Genomic DNA, 18,421 nt, shown 5'->3' with positions numbered 1-18,421 from the left:
GGCGGGGACCCGCGACGGGCGTCCGGCGGGTTATTAACCTCTGATTAAGAAGACCCTCATGATTTGACCGGCCCATTCGCGTGTGATTCTCTGGCCGAATGGAAGCACCTGTGCAGGGCGATCGCTCGTCCGCTCCCGTCGGAGAACCCCTCGTCGTCCTCGACGGTGTGCAGAAGCACTACGGGGAGTTCCAGGCGCTGAAGGACATCGACCTCACCATCAACCGCGGTGAGGTCGTCGTGGTCCTCGGGCCCTCCGGCTCCGGCAAGTCGACCCTCTGCCGCACGATCAACCGCCTCGAGACCATCTCGGGCGGCACGATCTCGATCGACGGTCAGAAGCTGCCGGAGGAGGGCAAGGGACTCGCCGCGCTCCGTGCGGACGTGGGCATGGTGTTCCAGTCCTTCAACCTCTTCGCGCACAAGACGATCCTCGAGAACGTGACGCTCGGGCCGATCAAGGTCCGCAAGCTCGCCCGGAAGGCCGCCGAGGCCGAGGCGCAGGCGCTCCTCGACCGGGTCGGCGTGGGGCACCAGGCCGGCAAGACCCCGGCGCAGCTCTCGGGCGGCCAGCAGCAGCGCGTGGCCATCGCCCGGGCGCTCGCGATGAAGCCCAAGGTGATGCTCTTCGACGAGCCCACCTCGGCCCTGGACCCCGAGATGATCAACGAGGTGCTCGACGTGATGGTCGGCCTCGCCAAGGACGGCATGACCATGATCGTCGTCACCCACGAGATGGGCTTCGCCCGCAAGGCCGCCGATCGCGTCGTCTTCATGGCCGACGGCGAGATCCTCGAGGACACCGACCCCGAGTCGTTCTTCACCGCCCCGCGCACCGACCGCGCCAAGGACTTCCTCTCGAAGCTCATCACCCACTGACTCCTCCCGCACCAGGAGGTGCGGGGGACCGCGTCCGCACAGCACGCAGGACGCGGGGCCCCGCACAGCATCCATCCGACGGATCGACCCCCACCATCCCGGGGAGCGATCGGACACCGCCCGCTCAGACGGGCCACACCCAGGAAGGACGACCATGCGCACCAAGCTCATGTTCATGACCGCCGGGATCGCAGCAGCGACCCTCGCCCTCGCCGGCTGCGCCGGCGGAGACTCCGGCACCGGCGACGCCGGAGCAGGATCCGAGGAGAGCGGAGCGGCCTACGAGGTCGCCACCGACGTGACCCTCGAGGGCAGCCCCACCTTCGATGCGATGACCTCGGCCGACCAGGTCACCATCGGAGTCAAGGAGGACCAGCCCGGTCTGGGCTACCTCGACGCCGCGACCGGCGAGCGCTCGGGCTTCGACATCGAGATCGCGAAGTGGATCGCCGCCTCCCTCGGCTTCTCCGACGACCAGATCGAGTACACGGCCATCCCGTCGGCCAACCGCGAGGCGTCGATCGTGAACGGCGACATCGACTACTACGTCGGCACCTACTCGATCACCGACAAGCGCAAGGAGCAGGTCGGCTTCGCCGGGCCCTACTTCGAGACCGGCCAGCAGCTGCTGGTCGCCGCGGACAACGACACGATCGAGGGTCCGGACGACCTCACCGCCGAGACCACCGTGTGCTCGGCGACCGGGTCCACCCCGATCCAGAACATCCGCACCAACTACCCGGCCGTCCCGACCGAGGAGTTCGACACGTACTCGCAGTGCGTCGACGCCCTCAACGACGGACAGGTCGACGCCGTCACCACCGACGGCGCGATCCTGATCGGCTACGCGGCGCAGAACCCCGACGAGCTCAAGGTCGTCGGCGAGCCCTTCAGCACCGAGCTCTACGGAGTCGGCCTCGCGAAGGACGACACCGCGCTGCGCGGCTTCATCAACGACATGTTCACCGAGGGCGGTGACACCTGGACCGCGATCTACGACGAGACCCTCGGCGAGTCCGGCACCGAGGTCGAGCAGCCCGCGGTCGACGCGTACTAGCAGGCCTCCCGGGGCGGCGCCGAGCGCGCCGCCCCGGGGTCCCGCCTCTCCCACCCACCTCCCGATGAAAGGGCCCGCCGCATGGATGTTCTGCTGAACAACCTCGACGTGTTCGTCCCGGCCTTCGGCAACACCCTGTTGCTCTTCGCCGTCTCGCTCGTCTTCGCCCTCCTCATCGGCACCGTCGTCGGCGCGATGCGCGTCTCGCCCGTCCCGATCGCCCGCGCGGTCGGCACGGTCTACGTCAACACCATCAGGAACACGCCGCTGACGCTCCTGATGTTCTTCTTCGCCTTCGGCTACCCGAAGCTCGATCTCCCGGATCTCGACTACACGACTCTCGCGATCTTCGCCCTCAGCCTCTACACCGCCACCTACGTGGCCGAGGTGCTGCGCTCGGGCATCAACACCGTGCCGATCGGGCAGGCCGAGGCCGCCCGTGCCATCGGACTCGACTTCGGCCTCACGATGACGCAGGTCGTCCTGCCCCAGGCCTTCCGCTCGGTGATCCCGCCGCTGATGAGCGTGCTGATCGCCCTCCTCAAGAACACCACCGTCGCCGCGGGCTTCTCCGTCGCCGAGGCCGGCACGATCGTGCGCGAGCTCAACGAGCGCGGCGAGAACAGCCTCATCGTCGTGCTCTGGGTCGCCCTCGTGTTCGTCGTCCTGGTCACCGTGCTCTCGCTCGTCCAACGCCAGCTCGAGAAGAAGTGGAGGGTCGCCCGATGAGCTCCGTCCTCTTCGACAACCCGGGTCCGCGCGCCATCGCCCGGAACCGCCTGATCGGGGCGGTCGTCGTCCTCCTCATCGCCGCCTTCCTCGCCTTCGTTCTCTGGCGCTTCGCCGAGTCGGGGCAGTTCTCGGCCGGGAAGTGGCGCGCCTTCCAGTACCCGCTGGTCTGGCAGAGCATCGGAGCAGCGCTCGGGCAGACCCTCGCCGCCTTCGCGACCGCCGGAGTCGCCAGCATCGTGCTCGGCCTGGTCCTCGCCGTCGGCCGGCTCTCGGACCGGCGGTGGATCAACATCCCCGTCACGCTCTTCATCGAGCTGTTCCGCGCGATCCCCGTCCTCATCCTGATGATGCTGATGTACTACGGGCTGCCGTTCGCCGGACTCAAGCTCAGCCCGTACCTCGCGGTCGTGATCGCCCTGACCCTCTACAACGGCTCCGTCTTCTCCGAGATCTTCCGCGCCGGCATCGAGGCGCTCCCGCGCGGGCAGAAGGAGGCGGGCTACGCCGTCGGCCTGAGCAAGGCCGGCGTCATGCGCCTGATCCTGTTCCCCCAGGCGATCCGCTCGATGCTGCCGGTGATCATCGCGCAGCTCGTGGTCGCCCTCAAGGACACCGCACTCGGCTCGATCATCACCTACAACGAGCTGCTCTACTACGCGAAGTACCTCGCAACCAGCCGAGCCTCGACAGCCCGATCATCCCGGCGGCCATCGTCATCGGTGCGATCTACATCGGCATCTGCCTCGCCCTGTCGGGCCTGGCGAAGTGGGTCGAGATCCGCACCAAGAACAGCGGACGCCGCGGCACGGGCCACCCCGCCGCCCGCGCCACCACCGACACGGCCCTGCTCGCGGCGCAGGATTGAGTTGTTCGGTCCTTCACGCCGTCGGCGTGAAGGACCGCGGTCGGCTGGCCGCGTGGTGCGTTCACGGGAGCGGGGTGCGTTCGGCAGGCGCGAATCGCCGGCACGCGATTCACGCGTTCGCCTCCGAGGGCGCGGCCGGTCGTCCGCGAGGGCCTCGACCGGGGGCACCCTCGCCGCTCTGCTGGTCGAGTAGACGCGCAGCGGCGGATCGAGACCCACGTTCTTGAGTCGTGGCCTTCCCCTTGCTGGTCGAGTGGCCGCGCAGCGGCGTATCGAGACCGACCTCCTCCCGATGCGATCCCTCCCCGGGCGAGCCCCGGGGCGGCGATGAGCGCCGGCGACGGGCGTACCGGCACCTGCCTCGGGCGAGGAGGGCCGCGCGAGGCCTCGCCTACACTGGGGGATCGTGTCCGACAGCAACCCGATCACCGACGAGTCCGTCTCCGCAGCGGTCGCCGAGGCGCTCACCGCGATCAGCGCGGCCGGCGACTCCGCGGCCCTGAGAGCGGCCCGCTCCGCCCACCTCGGCGAGGGCTCGGCCCTCGCCCGACTGAACGCGCAGATGCGCTCCGTGCCCCCCGAGGCCAAGGCGGCCTCCGGCAAGCTCGTCGGCTCCGCCCGCAAGCAGGTCGGCGACGCCTACGCCGCCCGCGAGGCCGAGCTCGTCGCAGCGGAGGAGTCCGCCGCCCTCGACGCCGAGCGCGTCGACGTCACCGCCGGGGCGAGCTTCCGCCGGGTCGGCGCCAGGCACCCGCTGTCGCTCCTGCAGGAGACCATCGCGGACGTCTTCGTCGGCATGGGCTGGGAGATCGCCGAGGGCCCCGAGCTCGAGAACGAGTGGTTCAACTTCGACGCCCTGAACTTCGACGAGGACCACCCGGCCCGTGCGATGCAGGACACGTTCTTCGTCGATCCGGTCGACTCGCACCTGGTGCTGCGCACGCACACCTCGCCGGTGCAGATCCGCTCCATGCTCGAGCGCGACCTGCCCGTCTACGTCATCGCGCCCGGACGCGTGTACCGCACCGACGAGCTCGACGCGACGCACACCCCCGTCTTCACGCAGTTCGAGGGGCTGGCGGTCGACCGCGGCCTGACCATGGCGCATCTGCGAGGCACTCTGGAGCACGTCGCCCGGCTGCTGTTCGGGGACGAGGCCCGCATCCGACTCCGCCCCAACTACTTCCCCTTCACCGAGCCCAGCGCGGAGCTCGACATCTGGCACCCCACGTTCGTCGGCGGCGCCCGGTGGATCGAGTGGGGAGGCTGCGGCATGATCAACCCGAACGTGCTGCGCGCGGCCGGCATCGACCCGGAGGAGTACTCCGGGTTCGCCTTCGGCATGGGCATCGAGCGCACGCTGATGTTCCGCAACGACGTGAAGGACATGCGCGACATGGTCGAGGGCGACGTCCGCTTCAGCGAGCAGTACGGGATGGTGATCTGATGCGCATCCCGCTGAGCTGGCTGGGCGAGTACGTCGACCTGGAGCCGGGGACGAGCACCGAGTCGGTGCACGCCGCCCTGGTCTCCGTGGGCCTGGAGGAGGAGGACGTCCACCGCTTCGACGTCTCCGGACCCGTCGTGGTCGGGCAGGTGCTCGAGTCCACTCCGGAGCCGCAGAAGAACGGCAAGACCATCAACTGGTGCTCGGTCCGCGTCGCCCCCGAGGGGGAGACGGCGGCCGACGGCGGCGAGGACGTCCGCGGCATCGTCTGCGGTGCGCACAACTTCGCCGTGGGCGACAAGGTCGTGGTCTCCCTGCCCGGCGCGGTCCTGCCCGGTCCGTTCCCGATCTCGGCGCGGAAGACCTACGGGCACGTGTCCGACGGCATGATCGCGTCCAGTCGCGAGCTCGGCCTCGGTGACGACCACGACGGGATCCTGCGCCTGGCGACCCTCGGCGTCGACCCCGAGGTCGGCACCGACGCGATCGCGCTGCTCGGTCTCGACGACGCCGCCGTCGAGGTCAACGTGACTCCCGACCGCGGCTACGCCTTCTCCCTCCGCGGGATCGCCCGCGAGTACGCGCACGCCACGGGTGCCGCGTTCCGCGACCCCGCTCTCGCGGTCGCCGGCGTCGAGCGCTCCGAGGACGGCCCGGTGTTCCCCGTCTCCCTCGAGGACCAGGCTCCGATCCGCGGCCGGGACGGCGCCTCGGTCTTCGTGACCCGCGTCGTCCGCGGCGTCGACACCGCCCGTCCGACCCCGCCCTGGATGGTCGCGCGCCTCCGGCTCGCCGGAGTGCGCTCGATCTCGCTCGTCGTCGACATCACCAACTACGTCATGTTCGAGCTCGGCCAGCCGCTGCACGGCTACGACCTCGCCACCCTGCAGGGCGGCATCGTCGTGCGCCGTGCGCAGGCGGGCGAGTCTCTCGAGACGCTCGACGGGCAGACCCGCACGCTCCACCCGGAGGACCTGGTCATCGCCGACGACGGCGGCGCGATCGGCCTCGCCGGGGTCATGGGCGGCGCCCGCACCGAGATCGGCGCGGCGACGCGGGACGTCCTGATCGAGGCGGCGAACTTCGATCCGGTGTCCATCGCGCGCACCGCGCGGCGGCACAAGCTGCCGAGCGAGGCCTCCCGCCGCTTCGAGCGCGGAGTCGATCCGCTGGTCGCCCCGGTGGCGGCGGCGAGGGCGGTGCAGCTGCTCGTCGAGCTGGCCGGCGGCACGGCGGACGAGCTCGGCTCGTCCCTGACCGGCTCGGTCGCGCCGCGCGTCCTCGAGCTGCCGGACGGCTACGTGTCCGGCCTCATCGGGGTCGAGTACTCGCCGGAGGAGATCCGCGGCTCGCTCGTCGAGATCGGCGCGAGCGTCGAGACCGGCGGCTCGGGGCTCCTCGTGACTCCGCCGAGCTGGCGTCCCGACCTGACCGACAAGGCGACGCTGGCGGAGGAGGTCGCCCGGATCACCGGCTACGACCGCATCCCCTCGATCCTGCCCGTCGCGCCTCCCGGCCGCGGCCTGACCACCGGTCAGCGCCTGCGCCGCTCGATCGCGCAGACGCTCGCCGCTCAGGGGCTCGTCGAGGTGCTGTCGTACCCGTTCCTCCCTCGGGCGATGAACGACCGGCTCGGCTCGCCGACCGGTGAGCCGGTTCAGCAGGTCACGCTGGCCAATCCGCTCGACGCGACCGCGGCGCAGCTGCGCGTCACGCTGCTCCCCGGCCTCGTGCAGGTCGCGGCGCGCAACCGCTCCCGCGGGCTGACCGACCTGGCCGTCTACGAGACGGGGACGGTGTTCCTCCCCGACGCCGACGCGCCGTTCGGCTCCGCGGTCCTGCCGCGCGGCGCTGAGAGACCCTCCGCCGAGATCGAGCGTGCGCTGAACGCGGGGATCCCGCCGCAGCCGCTGCACGTCGCCGCGCTGCTGACCGGAGCCGCCGTGGAGCGCCAGCCGGGCGTCGCCCAGCGCGACGTCGACTGGCGGGACGCGCTCGACGTCGTCCGGGCGATCGGCGCGGCCGCCGGCGTCGAGCTCGAGATCCGTCAGGGCGCGCACGCGGCTCTGCACCCCGGACGCACCGCCGAGGTCCTGCTCGCAGGCGCCGTCGTCGGGCACGCGGGGGAGCTGCTGCCCTCGCTGGCCGAGGAGCTCGATCTGCCGCGCCGGGTCGCCGTCGTCGAGGTCGATCTCGACGCGGTCCTCGTCCGCGCCGGCGCGTCGTCGTCGCCCGCCCGGTCGGAGCGCTGCCCGCGGCGACGCAGGACCTGTCGCTCGTCGTCCCGGTCGACGTGCCGGCGGGGGAGGTGCGCTCGGCCGTGGCCGAGGGCGCCGGGATGCTGCTGGAGTCGCTGCGCCTCGTCGACGACTACCGGGGGGCCGGCCTCGAGCAGGGGACGAAGTCGCTGACCTTCGCGCTGCGCTTCCGCGCCGCCGACCGCACTCTGACGGCCGCCGAGGCGACCGCGTCGAAGGAGAGCGGAGTCGCTCTCGCGGCCGAGCGCTTCGGCGCCCGACTGCGCGACTGAGCGGTCCGGCCGCCCGCCCCGCGGGGCAGGCGGCCGGACCGATCGCGTCACCAGCACGGACTAGGCTGTCGGGCATGACTTTTTCCGTGGCGGTGGCCGGTGCCAGCGGCTACGCGGGCGGCGAGCTCCTGCGCCTGCTCGCCGATCACCCCGAGCTCGAGGTGCGCACGGTGACCGCGCACGCCAACGCCGGTCAGCCTCTGATCGCCCTCCAGCCGCACCTGCGATCGCTGCGCCACCTGACGCTCGTCGACACCACGACCGAGAACCTCGCCGGTCACGACGTCGTCTTCCTCGCCCTGCCGCACGGCAGGTCGGGAGAGATCACCGCCACGTTGCCGGACGACGTGCTCGTCGTCGACTGCGGGGCCGACCACCGGCTGAGCGACGAGCAGGACTGGGCCGACTACTACGGCGGCGCGTTCGCCGGAGCCTGGCCCTACGGACTCCCCGAGCTTCTGATCGGCGGCGGCGGACGCAAGCAGCGCGAGCTGCTCCAGGGCGTGCGGCGCATCGCGGTCCCCGGGTGCAACGTGACCGCCGTCACCCTCGGTCTCGCGCCGGGCCTGCACGCCGGTGTGATCGAGCCCGGCGACCTCGTCTCGGTGCTGGCGGTGGGTCCCTCCGGTGCGGGCAAGTCCCTGCGGACGGACCTGCTCGCAAGCGAGCTCCTCGGCTCCGCCCACGCCTACGGCCTCTCCGGCGCGCACCGCCACAACCCCGAGATCCGGCAGAACCTCGCGCTCGCGGGCGCCGGTCCCGTCTCGATCTCCTTCACCCCGGTCCTCGTGCCGATGTCGAGGGGCATCCTCGCCACCTCGACGGCGCGGCTGGCACCGGGGGTGTCCGCGCACGACGTCCGCGCCGCCTGGGAGGCGGCGTACGGCGACGAGACCTTCGTGCAGCTGCTGCCGGAGGGAGTGTTCCCGCGGACGGCCGACGTGGTCGGAGCGAACACCGCCCTGGTCGGCGTGGGCGTCGACGAGCGCGCCCGCCGGGTGGTGGCGGTCACCGCGATCGACAACCTGGTGAAGGGCACCGCGGGCGCCGCGATCCAGTCCACCAACATCGCCCTGGGCCTCCCCGAGTCCCTGGGCCTCAGCGTGAACGGAGTCGCCCCGTGAGCGTCACCGCAGCAGCGGGCTTCGAGGCCGCCGGCGTCGTCGCCGGTCTCAAGTCGACCGGAGCGCGCGACATCGCGCTCGTCCGCAACCTCGGGCCGCTGCAGAACGCGGCCGCCGTGTTCACGAGCAACCGCTGCAAGGCGAACCCCGTGCTCTGGAGCGAGCAGGTGATGCGCGACGGCGTCGTGTCCGCCATCGTGCTCAACTCCGGCGGCGCCAACTGCTACACCGGCTCGCAGGGCTTCCAGGTGACGCACCGCACGGCCGAGCTCGTGGGCGAGCTGCTCGAGGTGGCCGCGGGCGACGTGCTGGTCTGCTCGACCGGGCTCATCGGCGATCAGCTCGACCTCGCGAAGATCACCGGCGGAGTGACGGAGGCGGCGGCGGTCCTCGTGGACGCGACCGGCGCGGAGGCCGGCGAGGACGCCGCGCGCGCGATCATGACCACCGACACCGTGCCCAAGCAGTCGACCGTGCGCTCGGACGACGGCTGGAGCATCGGCGGCATGGCCAAGGGAGCGGGCATGCTCGCGCCGGGCCTCGCGACGATGCTCGTGGTGATCACGACCGATGCCGTCCTCGAGTCGCCCGAGCTCGACGCGGCGCTGCGGTCGGCCACCCGCGTGACGTTCGACCGCCTCGACTCCGACGGCTGCATGTCGACCAACGACACCGTCGCGCTGCTGGCCAGCGGAGCGAGCGGGGTGCGCCCGTCGGTCGACGCGTTCGCCGCCGCCCTCACCGAGGTCTGCCGCGACCTGACGCTCCAGCTCCAGGCCGATGCGGAGGGAGCCGCGCACGACGTGGCGATCCGCGTCGTGAACGCGGCGAGCGAGGACGAGGCCGTGGTCGTCGCCCGCGCCGTGTCCCGCAGCAACCTCTTCAAGGCCGCGATCTTCGGCAACGATCCGAACTGGGGCCGGGTCCTGGCGGCCGTGGGCACGACCGACGCCGAGTTCGATCCCTACGGCATCGACGTGGCGATCAACGGCGTCCAGGTCTGCCGTGCGGGCGAGCCCTTCGAGAGCCGCGACCTCGTCGATCTCGCGCCGCGGGCCGTGTCGGTCGACATCGACCTGCACGCGGGCCCGGCCACCGCGACCATCTGGACGAACGATCTCACGCACGACTACGTGCACGAGAACTCGGCCTACTCGAGCTGAGGCGGACATGGACCACGACACGCACACCGAAGCGGAGGGGATCGCCCTGCGCGCCGACGCGGGCGTGAAGGCCGGCACCCTCATCGAGGCGCTGCCCTGGCTGAAGCGGTTCCACGGCCGCACGATGGTGATCAAGTTCGGCGGCAACGCCATGGTGTCGGAGGAGCTGCAGCGCGCCTTCGCCCAGGACATCGTCTACCTGCGCTACGCCGGCATCCGGCCCGTCGTCGTGCACGGCGGAGGTCCGCAGATCACGAGGATGCTGGACCGGCTCGGCATCGCCAGCGAGTTCCGCGGCGGGTACCGCGTGACGAGTCCGGAGGCGATGGAGGTCGTCCGGATGGTGCTCACCGGGCAGATCAGCCGCGACATCGTCCGCCGCATCAACGAGCACGGACCTCTGGCCGCGGGGATCTCCGGCGAGGACGCCGGGCTGTTCGTCGGCCGCAGGCGCGGCGTCGTCCTCGACGGCGTCGAGCACGACCTCGGGCTCGTGGGCGATGTGGTCGCCGTCGACCCGGCCGCCGTGCTCGCGCAGCTCGAGGCCGGCCGCATCCCCGTGGTGTCCTCGATCGCACCCGACTCCGACGATCCGACGCAGTCGCTCAACGTCAACGCCGATGCGGCCGCGGCCGCGCTCGCGGTGGCTCTGGGCGCCGAGAAGCTCGTGATCCTGACCGACGTCCCCGGCCTCTACTCGGACTGGCCGGACCGCGACTCCCTGGTCTCGCAGATCTCGTCCGACGAGCTCATCGCCCTCCTGCCCTCCCTCGAGTCGGGCATGATCCCCAAGATGACGGCGTGCCTGGACGCGGTGCAGGGCGGCGTCCCCAAGGCGGCGATCATCGACGGCCGTCTGCCCCACTCCGTGCTCCTCGAGGTGTTCACGAGCGAGGGCGTCGGCACCGAGGTCGTCGCCTCCCCGCCGACGGACGACCGGGAGCGAACGTCGGGCCGCTGACCCCTCAGCGGCCCCGGCTCCGAGCGCCGATCCTCCCGGATCCGCGCACCGACGGCCCCACAGGCCGGTCCGCTCGCTCAGAAAGGCTCTCCATGTCCTCCGACTCCGTCCTCACCGACTCGCGCACCGACGAGGCGCGCGATCGCTACGCCGCGGCGATGATGCGCACCTTCGCCGCTCCGCTCGCCGTCCTCGAGCGGGGCGAGGGCTGCCGTGTGTGGGACGTCGACGGTCGCGAGTACCTCGACTTCCTCGGCGGGATCGCGGTGAACTCGCTCGGCCACGCCCATCCGGTGTTCGTGGAGGCGGTGGCCCGCCAGGCGGGCGCCCTCGCGCACGTCTCCAACTACTTCGCCACGGCACCGCAGATCGCGCTCGCCGAGAAGCTCCGCGAGCTGAGCGGAGCGGGGGACGCGGGCCGCGTCTACTTCGCCAACTCCGGCACCGAGGCGAACGAGGCAGCGTTCAAGCTCGCCCGGTTGAACGTCCAGGACGGCCCCCGCCCGCGGATCCTCGCCCTGCACGGCGCGTTCCACGGCCGCACCATGGGCGCACTGGCGCTGACGGCCAAGGCGTCCATGCGGGCGCCGTTCGAGCCGATGCCGTCGGGGGTCGAGCACATCGACGCCACGATCGAGGCGCTCGAGCAGGCACTCGACGGCTCGGTCGCCGCGCTCGTCGTCGAGCCGATCCAGGGGGAGGCGGGAGTCGTCCCGCTGCCCGACGGCTTCCTCGAGCGCGCCCGCGAGCTCACCCTGCAGCACGGAGCGCTGCTCATCGTCGACGAGATCCAGACCGGAGTGGGGCGGACCGGCCACTGGTTCGCCTTCCAGCGCGCGGGGATCGTGCCCGATGCGATCACCCTCGCCAAGGGACTCGGCGGCGGCTTCCCGGTGGGCGCGCTGGTCACCTTCGGCCGGGCGTCCGAGCTGTTCCAGAAGGGGCACCACGGCAGCACCTTCGGCGGCAATCCGCTCGCCACGGCCGTAGCGGGAGCGGTGATCGGCGAGATCGAGCGGGCCGACCTGCTCGACAACGCCCGGCAGCGCGGGGCGCAGATCGTGCGCGCCGTCGACGCGCTCGGCTCGCCCCTGATCGGCGGCGTCCGCGGAGCAGGGCTCCTGCTGGGGATCGCCCTGACCGAGCCCGTTGCGGTGGAGCTCGCCGCCGCAGCCCTCGCCGAGGGGCTGATCGTCAACGCGGCGAACGAATCGAGCATCCGTCTCGCGCCTCCCCTCATCATCACCGCCGACGACGTCGACGACTTCGCCGCCCGCCTCGGCCGCGCTCTCGCGGCGCTCACCTCCGACCACTCCTCCAGCGAAAGCGACCCGCGCCCGTGACCCGCCACTTCCTCCGCGACGACGACATCACCCCCGCCGAGCAGGCCGAGATCCTCGATCTCGCGCTCGAGCTCAAGCGCGACCGGTGGTCGCGCACCCCGCTGCAGGGTCCGCAGACCGTCGCGGTCATCTTCGACAAGTCCTCGACGCGCACGCGGGTGTCCTTCGCCGTCGGCATCGCCGACCTCGGAGGATCGCCGCTGATCATCTCGACCGCGAGCAGCCAGCTCGGCGGCAAGGAGACCGCGTCCGACACCGCGCGGGTCCTCGAGCGGCAGGTGGCGGCGATCGTCTGGCGCACCTACGCGCAGTCCGGGCTCGAGGAGATGGCGCGCGGCACCCGGGTCCCCGTCGTGAACGCGCTGTCCGACGAGTTCCACCCGTGCCAGCTGCTCGCGGATCTGCTGACCATCCGCGAGCACCGCGGGCGCCTGGCCGGGCTCACCCTGACCTTCTTCGGTGACGGGGCCAGCAACATGGCCCACTCGTACCTGCTCGCAGGGGCGACCGCCGGCATGCACGTGCGGATCGTGTCGCCGGAGAGCTACTCTCCCGATCCGGACGTGCTGGCCGACGCCCAGCGCATCGCTGCGGGCACGGGCGGCTCGGCGTCCACGACGACCGATCCGGCCGAGGGCGCCGCCGGCTCCGACATCGTGATCACCGACACCTGGGTGTCGATGGGCAAGGAGGAGGAGAAGGCAGAGCGCGTCGCGACGTTCGGCGCCTACCGGGTCGACGCCGGGACGATGGCCGCCGCCGCCTCCGACGCCCTCTTCCTGCACTGCCTGCCGGCCGACCGCGGGTACGAGGTCACCTCCGAGGTGATCGACGGGCCGCAGAGCGTGATCTGGGACGAGGCGGAGAACCGCCTGCACGCTCAGAAGGCGCTCCTCGTCTGGCTCCTCGAGCGCGCGGGCGAGCCCGCCGCCGCTCAGTAGACTCGACAGCCGACCCCGAGGAGAACCATGACGGAACGACCCTCCGCCCGCGCGGGCGAGGCCGGCGCTCTCTGGGGCGGCCGGTTCGCCGGCGGCCCGTCGCCGGAGCTCGCCGCCCTCTCGAAGTCGACGCACTTCGACTGGCAGCTCGCCGCCTACGACCTCGCCGGCTCCCGGGCGCACGCGCGCGCCCTCGCGGCCGCGGGCTACCTGGACGATGCGGAGCTCTCCGCGATGCTCGACGCCCTCGAGCGCCTCGCGGCCGCCGTCGCCGACGGGCGCTTCGTCGCCGAGGACTCGGACGAGGACGTGCACGGAGCGCTCGAGCGGGGCCTGATGCTCGAGGCCGGCCCCGAGCTCGGAGGCAAGCTGCGCGCGGGCCGGTCGCGCAACGACCAGATCGCGACCTTCGTGCGGATGTACCTCCGCGACCACGCGGCGGTGATCGCCGAGCAGGTGGTCCAGCTGATCGACGCGATCGCCGCCCAGGCGTCCGCTCACCCCGACGCGATCATGCCCGGGCGCACGCACCTCCAGCACGCGCAGCCCGTGCTGCTCGCGCACCATCTGCTCGCGCACGCCTGGGCGCTGCTGCGCGACCTGGAGCGACTGCGCGACTGGGGCGTCCGCGCCGACGTCTCGCCCTACGGCTCCGGGGCCCTCGCGGGATCGACCCTCGGCCTCGACGCCGAGGCGGTGGCGCGCGAGCTCGGCTTCGCCGGCAGCGTGCCCAATTCGATCGACGGCACGGCGAGCCGCGACCTCGTCGCCGAGTTCGCCTTCGTCGCGGCGATGATCGGAGTCGACGTCTCGCGGATCGCCGAGGAGATCATCCTCTGGAACACCCGCGAGTTCGCGTTCGTCACCCTCGACGACGGCTACTCGACCGGGTCCTCGATCATGCCGCAGAAGAAGAACCCCGACATCGCCGAGCTCGCGCGCGGCAAGGCGGGTCGTCTGCTGGGCAACCTGACCGGCCTCCTCGCGACGCTCAAGGCGCTGCCGCTCGCGTACAACCGCGACCTCCAGGAGGACAAGGAGCCGGTCTTCGACTCGGTGACGACCCTCGAGGTCCTGCTGCCCGCCTTCAGCGGGATGATCGCCACCCTGACCTTCCACACCGAGCGGATGGCGGAGCTCGCTCCGCAGGGCTACTCGCTCGCCACGGACGTCGCCGAATGGCTCGTGAAGAAGCACGTCCCGTTCCGGGACGCGCACGAGATCACGGGCGAGCTCGTGAAGACGGCGGAGCAGCGCGGCCTCGGTCTCGAGGATCTCGACGATGCGGCACTCGCGGCCGTGTCGCCCCTGCTCACGCCGGACGTGCGCTCCGTGCTCTCGCTCGAGGGGTCCGTCGCGAGTCGTGACGGGGTGGGCGGCACTGCCCCCGTCCGGGTCGCGGAGCAGCTCGCCCGGCTGACCGAGCGCGTGCGCGTGGTGCGCTCCTCGTTGCGGGGGGAGCGCTGATGACCCTGCGACGCGCCGACGACGACGATCAGCGTCCGACGCTGCGCCCCTGGCAGCAGCGCACACTCGTCGTCGTGGCCTCGGTGATCATCGTGGCGTGGTGCTCGTCACGGTGATGACCGGCCAGAGCTTCTTCTAGCGCGTGCGGACGCCGATCGACCTGAGCCGGTCCGCGCTCGACGTGGCGCCAGACCTGCTCGGCTGCACTCTGGTGCACCGCACCGTCGAGGGTGCGGTCGCCGTGCGCCTCACGGAGGTCGAGGCGTACCTCGGCGTCGGCGAGGATCCCGGCTCGCACGCCTACCGGCGCAGGACCGACCGCACGGCCCCCATGTTCGGTCCGCCCGGGACCGTCTACGCGTACTTCACCTACGGGATGCACACCTGCGTGAACATCGTCTGCGCTCCCGAGGGCACCGCGTCCGCCGTGCTGCTGCGCGCGGGCGAGGTCGTCGAGGGTGTCGACCTCGCGAGATCGCGACGGGGGAGGGCCTCCGATCGGGATCTCGCTCGAGGACCCGCTCGACTGGCGCAGGCGCTCGGGGTGCTGCTGTCGGAGTCGGGCGATCCGCTCACGGCGTCGTTCGAGCTCCGGTCGCGATCGCGGGCGGTGCCGGTGCGGGCGTCGCCGAGGACGGGAGTGGCAGGACCCGGAGGTGGTGCAGCGTTCCCGTGGCGGTTCTCGATCCCCGACGAGCCGACGGTGTCGCCGTACCGGCCCGCCGTGCCGCGCAGGCGACCCGATGGACCTCAGCCGGCGAGGTAGATCCGCCCGAGCACGCCCAGCGCGGCCGCCCAGGCGAGGCTCGCGAGAGTGCCGATGATGAAGCGCTCGCGCGCCTCCGGCGAGGCGAGTTCGCTGAACCGGCCGACGCCCTTGACGGCGACCACGACGGCCACGGCCTCGGGGATGCCGCTCATCAGCGCGCCGGCGGTGGCGAGGCGCTCGAGCAGGCCGATGGTGGTGCCTCCGCGAAGCACCTCGATGGGCTGGCCGATGGCGGTGGGAACGGATGTCCCACCCCGCGGGGCGGCGATCATGATGCCGCCGTGGACGCCCGCCCGGGTGCCGGCGGTCGCGAGATCGAGGGTGAGCAGGACCGCCGGTCCGCCGCCGAGGATCGCCAGGGCGAAGGCGAGGGTCGCGACGACGAGAGCGGGTGCGGCCGCACCGCCCAGTCCCGTGAGCAGGAACGCGGCCGCGACGCCGCCGACGGGGATCCAGGCGAGCCCCGGCCGCTGCAGCCGAAGGGCGAGGACCGTCCCGACGAGCGCCGCGATCAGGACGAGGACGACTCCGGTGGCAGCGGCGGTCTGCACGGTGACGGCCACCGTGTCGCTCCATGCTGTGCGGGGCGGGATCATCGCTCTGTCCTTCCGTCGGTGGGGTCGAGAGTACGGTCGACCACCGTCAGCAGTCTGACCAGGGCGTCCACGGCGGGCTCGTCCACTCGAGCGCTCGCCGCCCGCACCCGGAGGCTGACCGCCTGCGGGGTCACGGAGAGCTGCGCGGCCGCCTCCTTCTGGGTGCGCCCCGAGGCGAGGAGGTCGATGATCTCCCAGCCCGCATCCGAGCGCGCGTCGCGCAGGTGCAGCAGCGGATCGAAGAGCCCCTGGCGTCGGCGATCGAGGGGAAGGATCCGCGCACCGCGTCGGGATCGAGCGAGAATCGCGCCGGCCGGCCCTTGGCGCTCTCGACCGCTCGGCGGGCGGCGAAGAACGCCTGTCCCGTCGCCGCCCTGATGGTGCGGGGGAGCGGGCGCTCGACCGAGCCGATCCCGAGCCCGATGCTCCAGTGGGCGCTGCGATGGAGCTCGAGCACGAGGGGGACGACGGCGTGCGGGTCGTCGAGGACGCACTGGAACTCGTCGCCGGCCGTGCGCTCCGGACGGAGCACCAGGTCGTCCGCCCTCTCGGCGAGGAGACGCGAGATCACCTCGTCGACCCGGTCCGCATCGTGGCGGCTGTCGCGCTGATCGGCGGTGATGACGAACATGGACCCTCCGTTATCAAGTATCCAGGCTTGATGCGCCGATATCAAGCCCCGACACTTGATCAGCACGGACCTCCGCGGAGGACGGGCGATACCCTGGTCCGGTGATCGATCAGGCATCCACCGGCTCCGCTGCGCACCCCCTGCTGGACCCGAGCTTCGACAACGTCTGGGACGAGATCGTCTGGCGCGGCTCGGTGCACGTGTCGACCGACCGGGACGCGCTCCGGGAGCTGCTCTCCGGAGACCCGATCACCTACTACTGCGGATTCGACCCCACCGCGCCCAGCCTGCACCTGGGCAACCTCGTGCAGCTGATCGTGATGCGCCGGTTCCAGCTGGCCGGGCACCGCCCGCTCGGTCTCGTCGGGGGATCCACCGGGCTGATCGGAGACCCGCGGCCGACGGCGGAGCGGACGCTCAACACCCGGGAGACCGTGTCCGAGTGGGTCGAGAAGCTGCAGCGGCAGGTGTCGCGGTTCCTCTCGACCGAGGGGGACAACGCGCTGCGTCTGGTGAACAACCTGGACTGGACGGCGCCGCTGTCGGCGATCGACTTCCTCCGCGAGATCGGGAAGCACTTCCGGGTGGGCACGATGCTCAAGAAGGACGCGGTCAGCGCGCGCCTCAACTCGGACGCCGGCATCAGCTACACCGAGTTCAGCTACCAGATCCTGCAGGGTCTGGACTTCCTCGAGCTGCACCGCCAGTACGGCTGCGTTCTGCAGACGGGCGGCAGCGACCAGTGGGGGAACCTGACCAGCGGCACCGATCTGATCCACCGCACGGAGGGGGTCTCGGTGCACGCGATCGGCACGCCGCTGGTGATGAACTCGGACGGGACGAAGTTCGGCAAGAGCGAGGGCAACGCCGTCTGGCTCGATCCCGAGCTCACGAGCCCGTACGCCTTCCACCAGTTCTGGCTCAACGTCGACGACGGCGATGTCATCGACCGCCTCAAGGTCTTCACCTTCCTTCCGCGGACGGAGATCGAACGGCTGGCCGAGGCGACCGCGGCGGCTCCCTTCAAGCGCGAAGCGCAGCGCGCGCTCGCGTGGGAGGTCACGTCGTTCGTGCACGGGGAGACCGTGACGAGGGCGGTCGAGGCCGCTGCCTCCGCGCTGTTCGGCCGCGGCTCCCTCGACGGGATCGACGGGGAGATCCTCCGGGGCGCGCTGGCCGCGGTCCGGACGATCGAGGCGGACGCCTCCATGCCGGTGATCCAGGCGGTGGTCGAGACGGGGCTCGCGACGAGCCTCGGCGAGGCCCGCCGTGGCGTGGCGCAGGGAGGGATCTCGGTGAACAACACCGTGGTGACGGAGGACTCGGCTCTGCTCGGCGACCTCCCGCTGATCGACGGGATCGCCGTGCTGCGCCGAGGCAAGAAGAGCTTCGCCGGCGCGTTCGTCGCGCAGGGGGCCTAGGGCGACACGCCCGGGCTGCAGGCGATTTGCGGCCCTGCGAAACATCGACGTAATGTAACTCCTCGTCACCCCAAAGGAGCGGCGAGCGAGAGTCGGACGCAGAGCGTCGAGACCAGTTCGTCGGCCTCAAGCGGGGACCATCCCCTCACTCCACCGTCTGTTAGAGATTCGTCTCTTGAAGGCTTCGGATCGTGAGCGTAAGATGAACAGCCTCTGCAGGACTTCGGTCCCGGCTTCGAAGCAACACCGCCACCGGCAACGGGGGCGACGAGCGGATGAAGGCAACGGAAGGCGATCGTGATGATCGTCGTGCTCCTCGTGATCACGGCACTCTGAACGGCCGCAACCCGCCCGCCGACATCACGAAGAAGCCGATTTGACACGGCCTGCGGATGTGCTAAGCTAGTCGAGTTGCCACGGGGGCGATCGGAACTGCGGTTCTGATAAGCCTAACCGGTCTCGGCACAGGAAACAAATCGAAGGCCTCCGGGCCTTC

15 protein-coding genes and 1 pseudogene are annotated in these 18,421 nt (G+C 71.5%); 14 read left to right on the top strand and 2 right to left on the bottom strand.

Going from position 1 to position 18,421, the window contains the following annotated elements; genetic code table 11:
• Positions 1 to 98 precede the first annotated feature (98 nt).
• From B0T42_RS06595 to B0T42_RS06535, 13 genes and pseudogenes are all read left to right on the top strand, one after another.
• Positions 99 to 878 (top strand): amino acid ABC transporter ATP-binding protein, encoded by a 780-nt coding sequence (locus B0T42_RS06595; RefSeq protein ID WP_077222449.1) that lies wholly within the window; start codon positions 99 to 101, stop codon positions 876 to 878.
• Between the two features lie 154 nt (positions 879 to 1,032).
• On the top strand, positions 1,033 to 1,935 hold the full coding sequence (locus B0T42_RS06590; RefSeq protein WP_077222448.1) for a glutamate ABC transporter substrate-binding protein: 903 nt from the start codon (positions 1,033 to 1,035) through the stop codon (positions 1,933 to 1,935).
• Between the two features lie 81 nt (positions 1,936 to 2,016).
• Positions 2,017 to 2,664, top strand: a complete 648-nt coding sequence (locus tag B0T42_RS06585; RefSeq protein ID WP_055793280.1) for an amino acid ABC transporter permease — start codon at positions 2,017 to 2,019, stop codon at positions 2,662 to 2,664.
• Positions 2,661 to 3,725: an amino acid ABC transporter permease gene (locus B0T42_RS06580; protein WP_342418213.1), complete on the top strand. Its 1,065-nt coding sequence runs from the start codon at positions 2,661 to 2,663 to the stop codon at positions 3,723 to 3,725. Before B0T42_RS06585 ends, B0T42_RS06580 begins: the two co-directional genes overlap by 4 nt.
• Positions 3,726 to 3,938: 213 nt before the next feature.
• The gene (gene pheS / locus B0T42_RS06575) at positions 3,939 to 4,979 is read left to right on the top strand and encodes a phenylalanine--tRNA ligase subunit alpha (protein WP_077222447.1); all 1,041 of its coding nucleotides are present in this window, start codon (positions 3,939 to 3,941) and stop codon (positions 4,977 to 4,979) included.
• Positions 4,979 to 7,509 (top strand): annotated as a pseudogene (gene pheT, locus B0T42_RS06570) (phenylalanine--tRNA ligase subunit beta). Before pheS ends, pheT begins: the two are co-directional and overlap by 1 nt.
• A 74-nt stretch (positions 7,510 to 7,583) precedes the next feature.
• The gene (gene argC, locus B0T42_RS06565) at positions 7,584 to 8,633 is read left to right on the top strand and encodes an N-acetyl-gamma-glutamyl-phosphate reductase (protein ID WP_077222446.1); all 1,050 of its coding nucleotides are present in this window, start codon (positions 7,584 to 7,586) and stop codon (positions 8,631 to 8,633) included.
• Positions 8,630 to 9,796 (top strand): bifunctional glutamate N-acetyltransferase/amino-acid acetyltransferase ArgJ, encoded by a 1,167-nt coding sequence (gene argJ / locus B0T42_RS06560; protein ID WP_077222444.1) that lies wholly within the window; start codon positions 8,630 to 8,632, stop codon positions 9,794 to 9,796. The genes argC and argJ overlap by 4 nt, the downstream gene beginning before the upstream one ends.
• Positions 9,797 to 9,803: 7 nt before the next feature.
• Complete coding sequence (gene argB, locus B0T42_RS06555) at positions 9,804 to 10,757, top strand: acetylglutamate kinase (protein ID WP_077222443.1); 954 nt, start codon at positions 9,804 to 9,806, stop codon at positions 10,755 to 10,757.
• Between the two features lie 92 nt (positions 10,758 to 10,849).
• Complete coding sequence (locus tag B0T42_RS06550) at positions 10,850 to 12,100, top strand: acetylornithine transaminase (protein WP_077222442.1); 1,251 nt, start codon at positions 10,850 to 10,852, stop codon at positions 12,098 to 12,100.
• The gene (argF, locus tag B0T42_RS06545; RefSeq protein WP_077222441.1) at positions 12,097 to 13,041 is read left to right on the top strand and encodes an ornithine carbamoyltransferase; all 945 of its coding nucleotides are present in this window, start codon (positions 12,097 to 12,099) and stop codon (positions 13,039 to 13,041) included. Before B0T42_RS06550 ends, argF begins: the two co-directional genes overlap by 4 nt.
• A gap of 27 nt (positions 13,042 to 13,068) precedes the next feature.
• On the top strand, positions 13,069 to 14,508 hold the full coding sequence (gene argH, locus B0T42_RS06540; RefSeq protein ID WP_077222440.1) for an argininosuccinate lyase: 1,440 nt from the start codon (positions 13,069 to 13,071) through the stop codon (positions 14,506 to 14,508).
• Positions 14,509 to 14,650: 142 nt separating this feature from the next.
• A complete protein-coding gene (locus tag B0T42_RS06535) occupies positions 14,651 to 15,274 on the top strand; it encodes a DNA-3-methyladenine glycosylase (RefSeq protein ID WP_077222439.1) in 624 nt (207 codons plus the stop codon).
• Here B0T42_RS06535 and B0T42_RS06530 read toward each other — a convergent pair.
• Entirely contained in the window at positions 15,259 to 15,873 is a 615-nt protein-coding gene (locus tag B0T42_RS06530; protein WP_077222438.1) for a hypothetical protein, read from the bottom strand. The genes B0T42_RS06535 and B0T42_RS06530 overlap by 16 nt on opposite strands.
• A 130-nt stretch (positions 15,874 to 16,003) precedes the next feature.
• Complete coding sequence (locus tag B0T42_RS06525; RefSeq protein WP_236720155.1) at positions 16,004 to 16,504, bottom strand: hypothetical protein; 501 nt, start codon at positions 16,502 to 16,504, stop codon at positions 16,004 to 16,006.
• 101 nt (positions 16,505 to 16,605) lie between these two features.
• On the opposite strand from B0T42_RS06525, the gene tyrS reads away from it, so the two are divergent.
• Positions 16,606 to 17,925 carry a tyrosine--tRNA ligase gene (tyrS, locus tag B0T42_RS06520; protein ID WP_077222437.1) on the top strand — a complete coding sequence of 440 codons (1,320 nt, stop codon included), beginning with the start codon at positions 16,606 to 16,608 and terminating at the stop codon, positions 17,923 to 17,925.
• Positions 17,926 to 18,421 lie beyond the last annotated feature (496 nt).

The organism is Rathayibacter rhapontici (assembly GCF_001995175.1).
Lineage (GTDB): Bacteria > Actinomycetota > Actinomycetes > Actinomycetales > Microbacteriaceae > Rathayibacter.
The sequence above is the reverse complement of the archived record's forward strand: the minus strand, read 5'-3'. Positions and strand labels throughout refer to the sequence as shown.

Coding starts and splice junctions, on each gene's coding strand:
- B0T42_RS06585 (WP_055793280.1), top strand. CDS start 2,017: ATGGATGTTCTGCTGAACAACCTCGACGTGTTCGTCCCGGCCTTCGGC.
- argH (WP_077222440.1), top strand. CDS start 13,069: ATGACGGAACGACCCTCCGCCCGCGCGGGCGAGGCCGGCGCTCTCTGG.
- argC (WP_077222446.1), top strand. CDS start 7,584: ATGACTTTTTCCGTGGCGGTGGCCGGTGCCAGCGGCTACGCGGGCGGC.
- B0T42_RS06530 (WP_077222438.1), bottom strand. CDS start 15,873: ATGATCCCGCCCCGCACAGCATGGAGCGACACGGTGGCCGTCACCGTG.
- argB (WP_077222443.1), top strand. CDS start 9,804: ATGGACCACGACACGCACACCGAAGCGGAGGGGATCGCCCTGCGCGCC.
- B0T42_RS06590 (WP_077222448.1), top strand. CDS start 1,033: ATGCGCACCAAGCTCATGTTCATGACCGCCGGGATCGCAGCAGCGACC.
- B0T42_RS06525 (WP_236720155.1), bottom strand. CDS start 16,504: ATGTTCGTCATCACCGCCGATCAGCGCGACAGCCGCCACGATGCGGAC.
- B0T42_RS06595 (WP_077222449.1), top strand. CDS start 99: ATGGAAGCACCTGTGCAGGGCGATCGCTCGTCCGCTCCCGTCGGAGAA.
- B0T42_RS06550 (WP_077222442.1), top strand. CDS start 10,850: ATGTCCTCCGACTCCGTCCTCACCGACTCGCGCACCGACGAGGCGCGC.
- B0T42_RS06580 (WP_342418213.1), top strand. CDS start 2,661: ATGAGCTCCGTCCTCTTCGACAACCCGGGTCCGCGCGCCATCGCCCGG.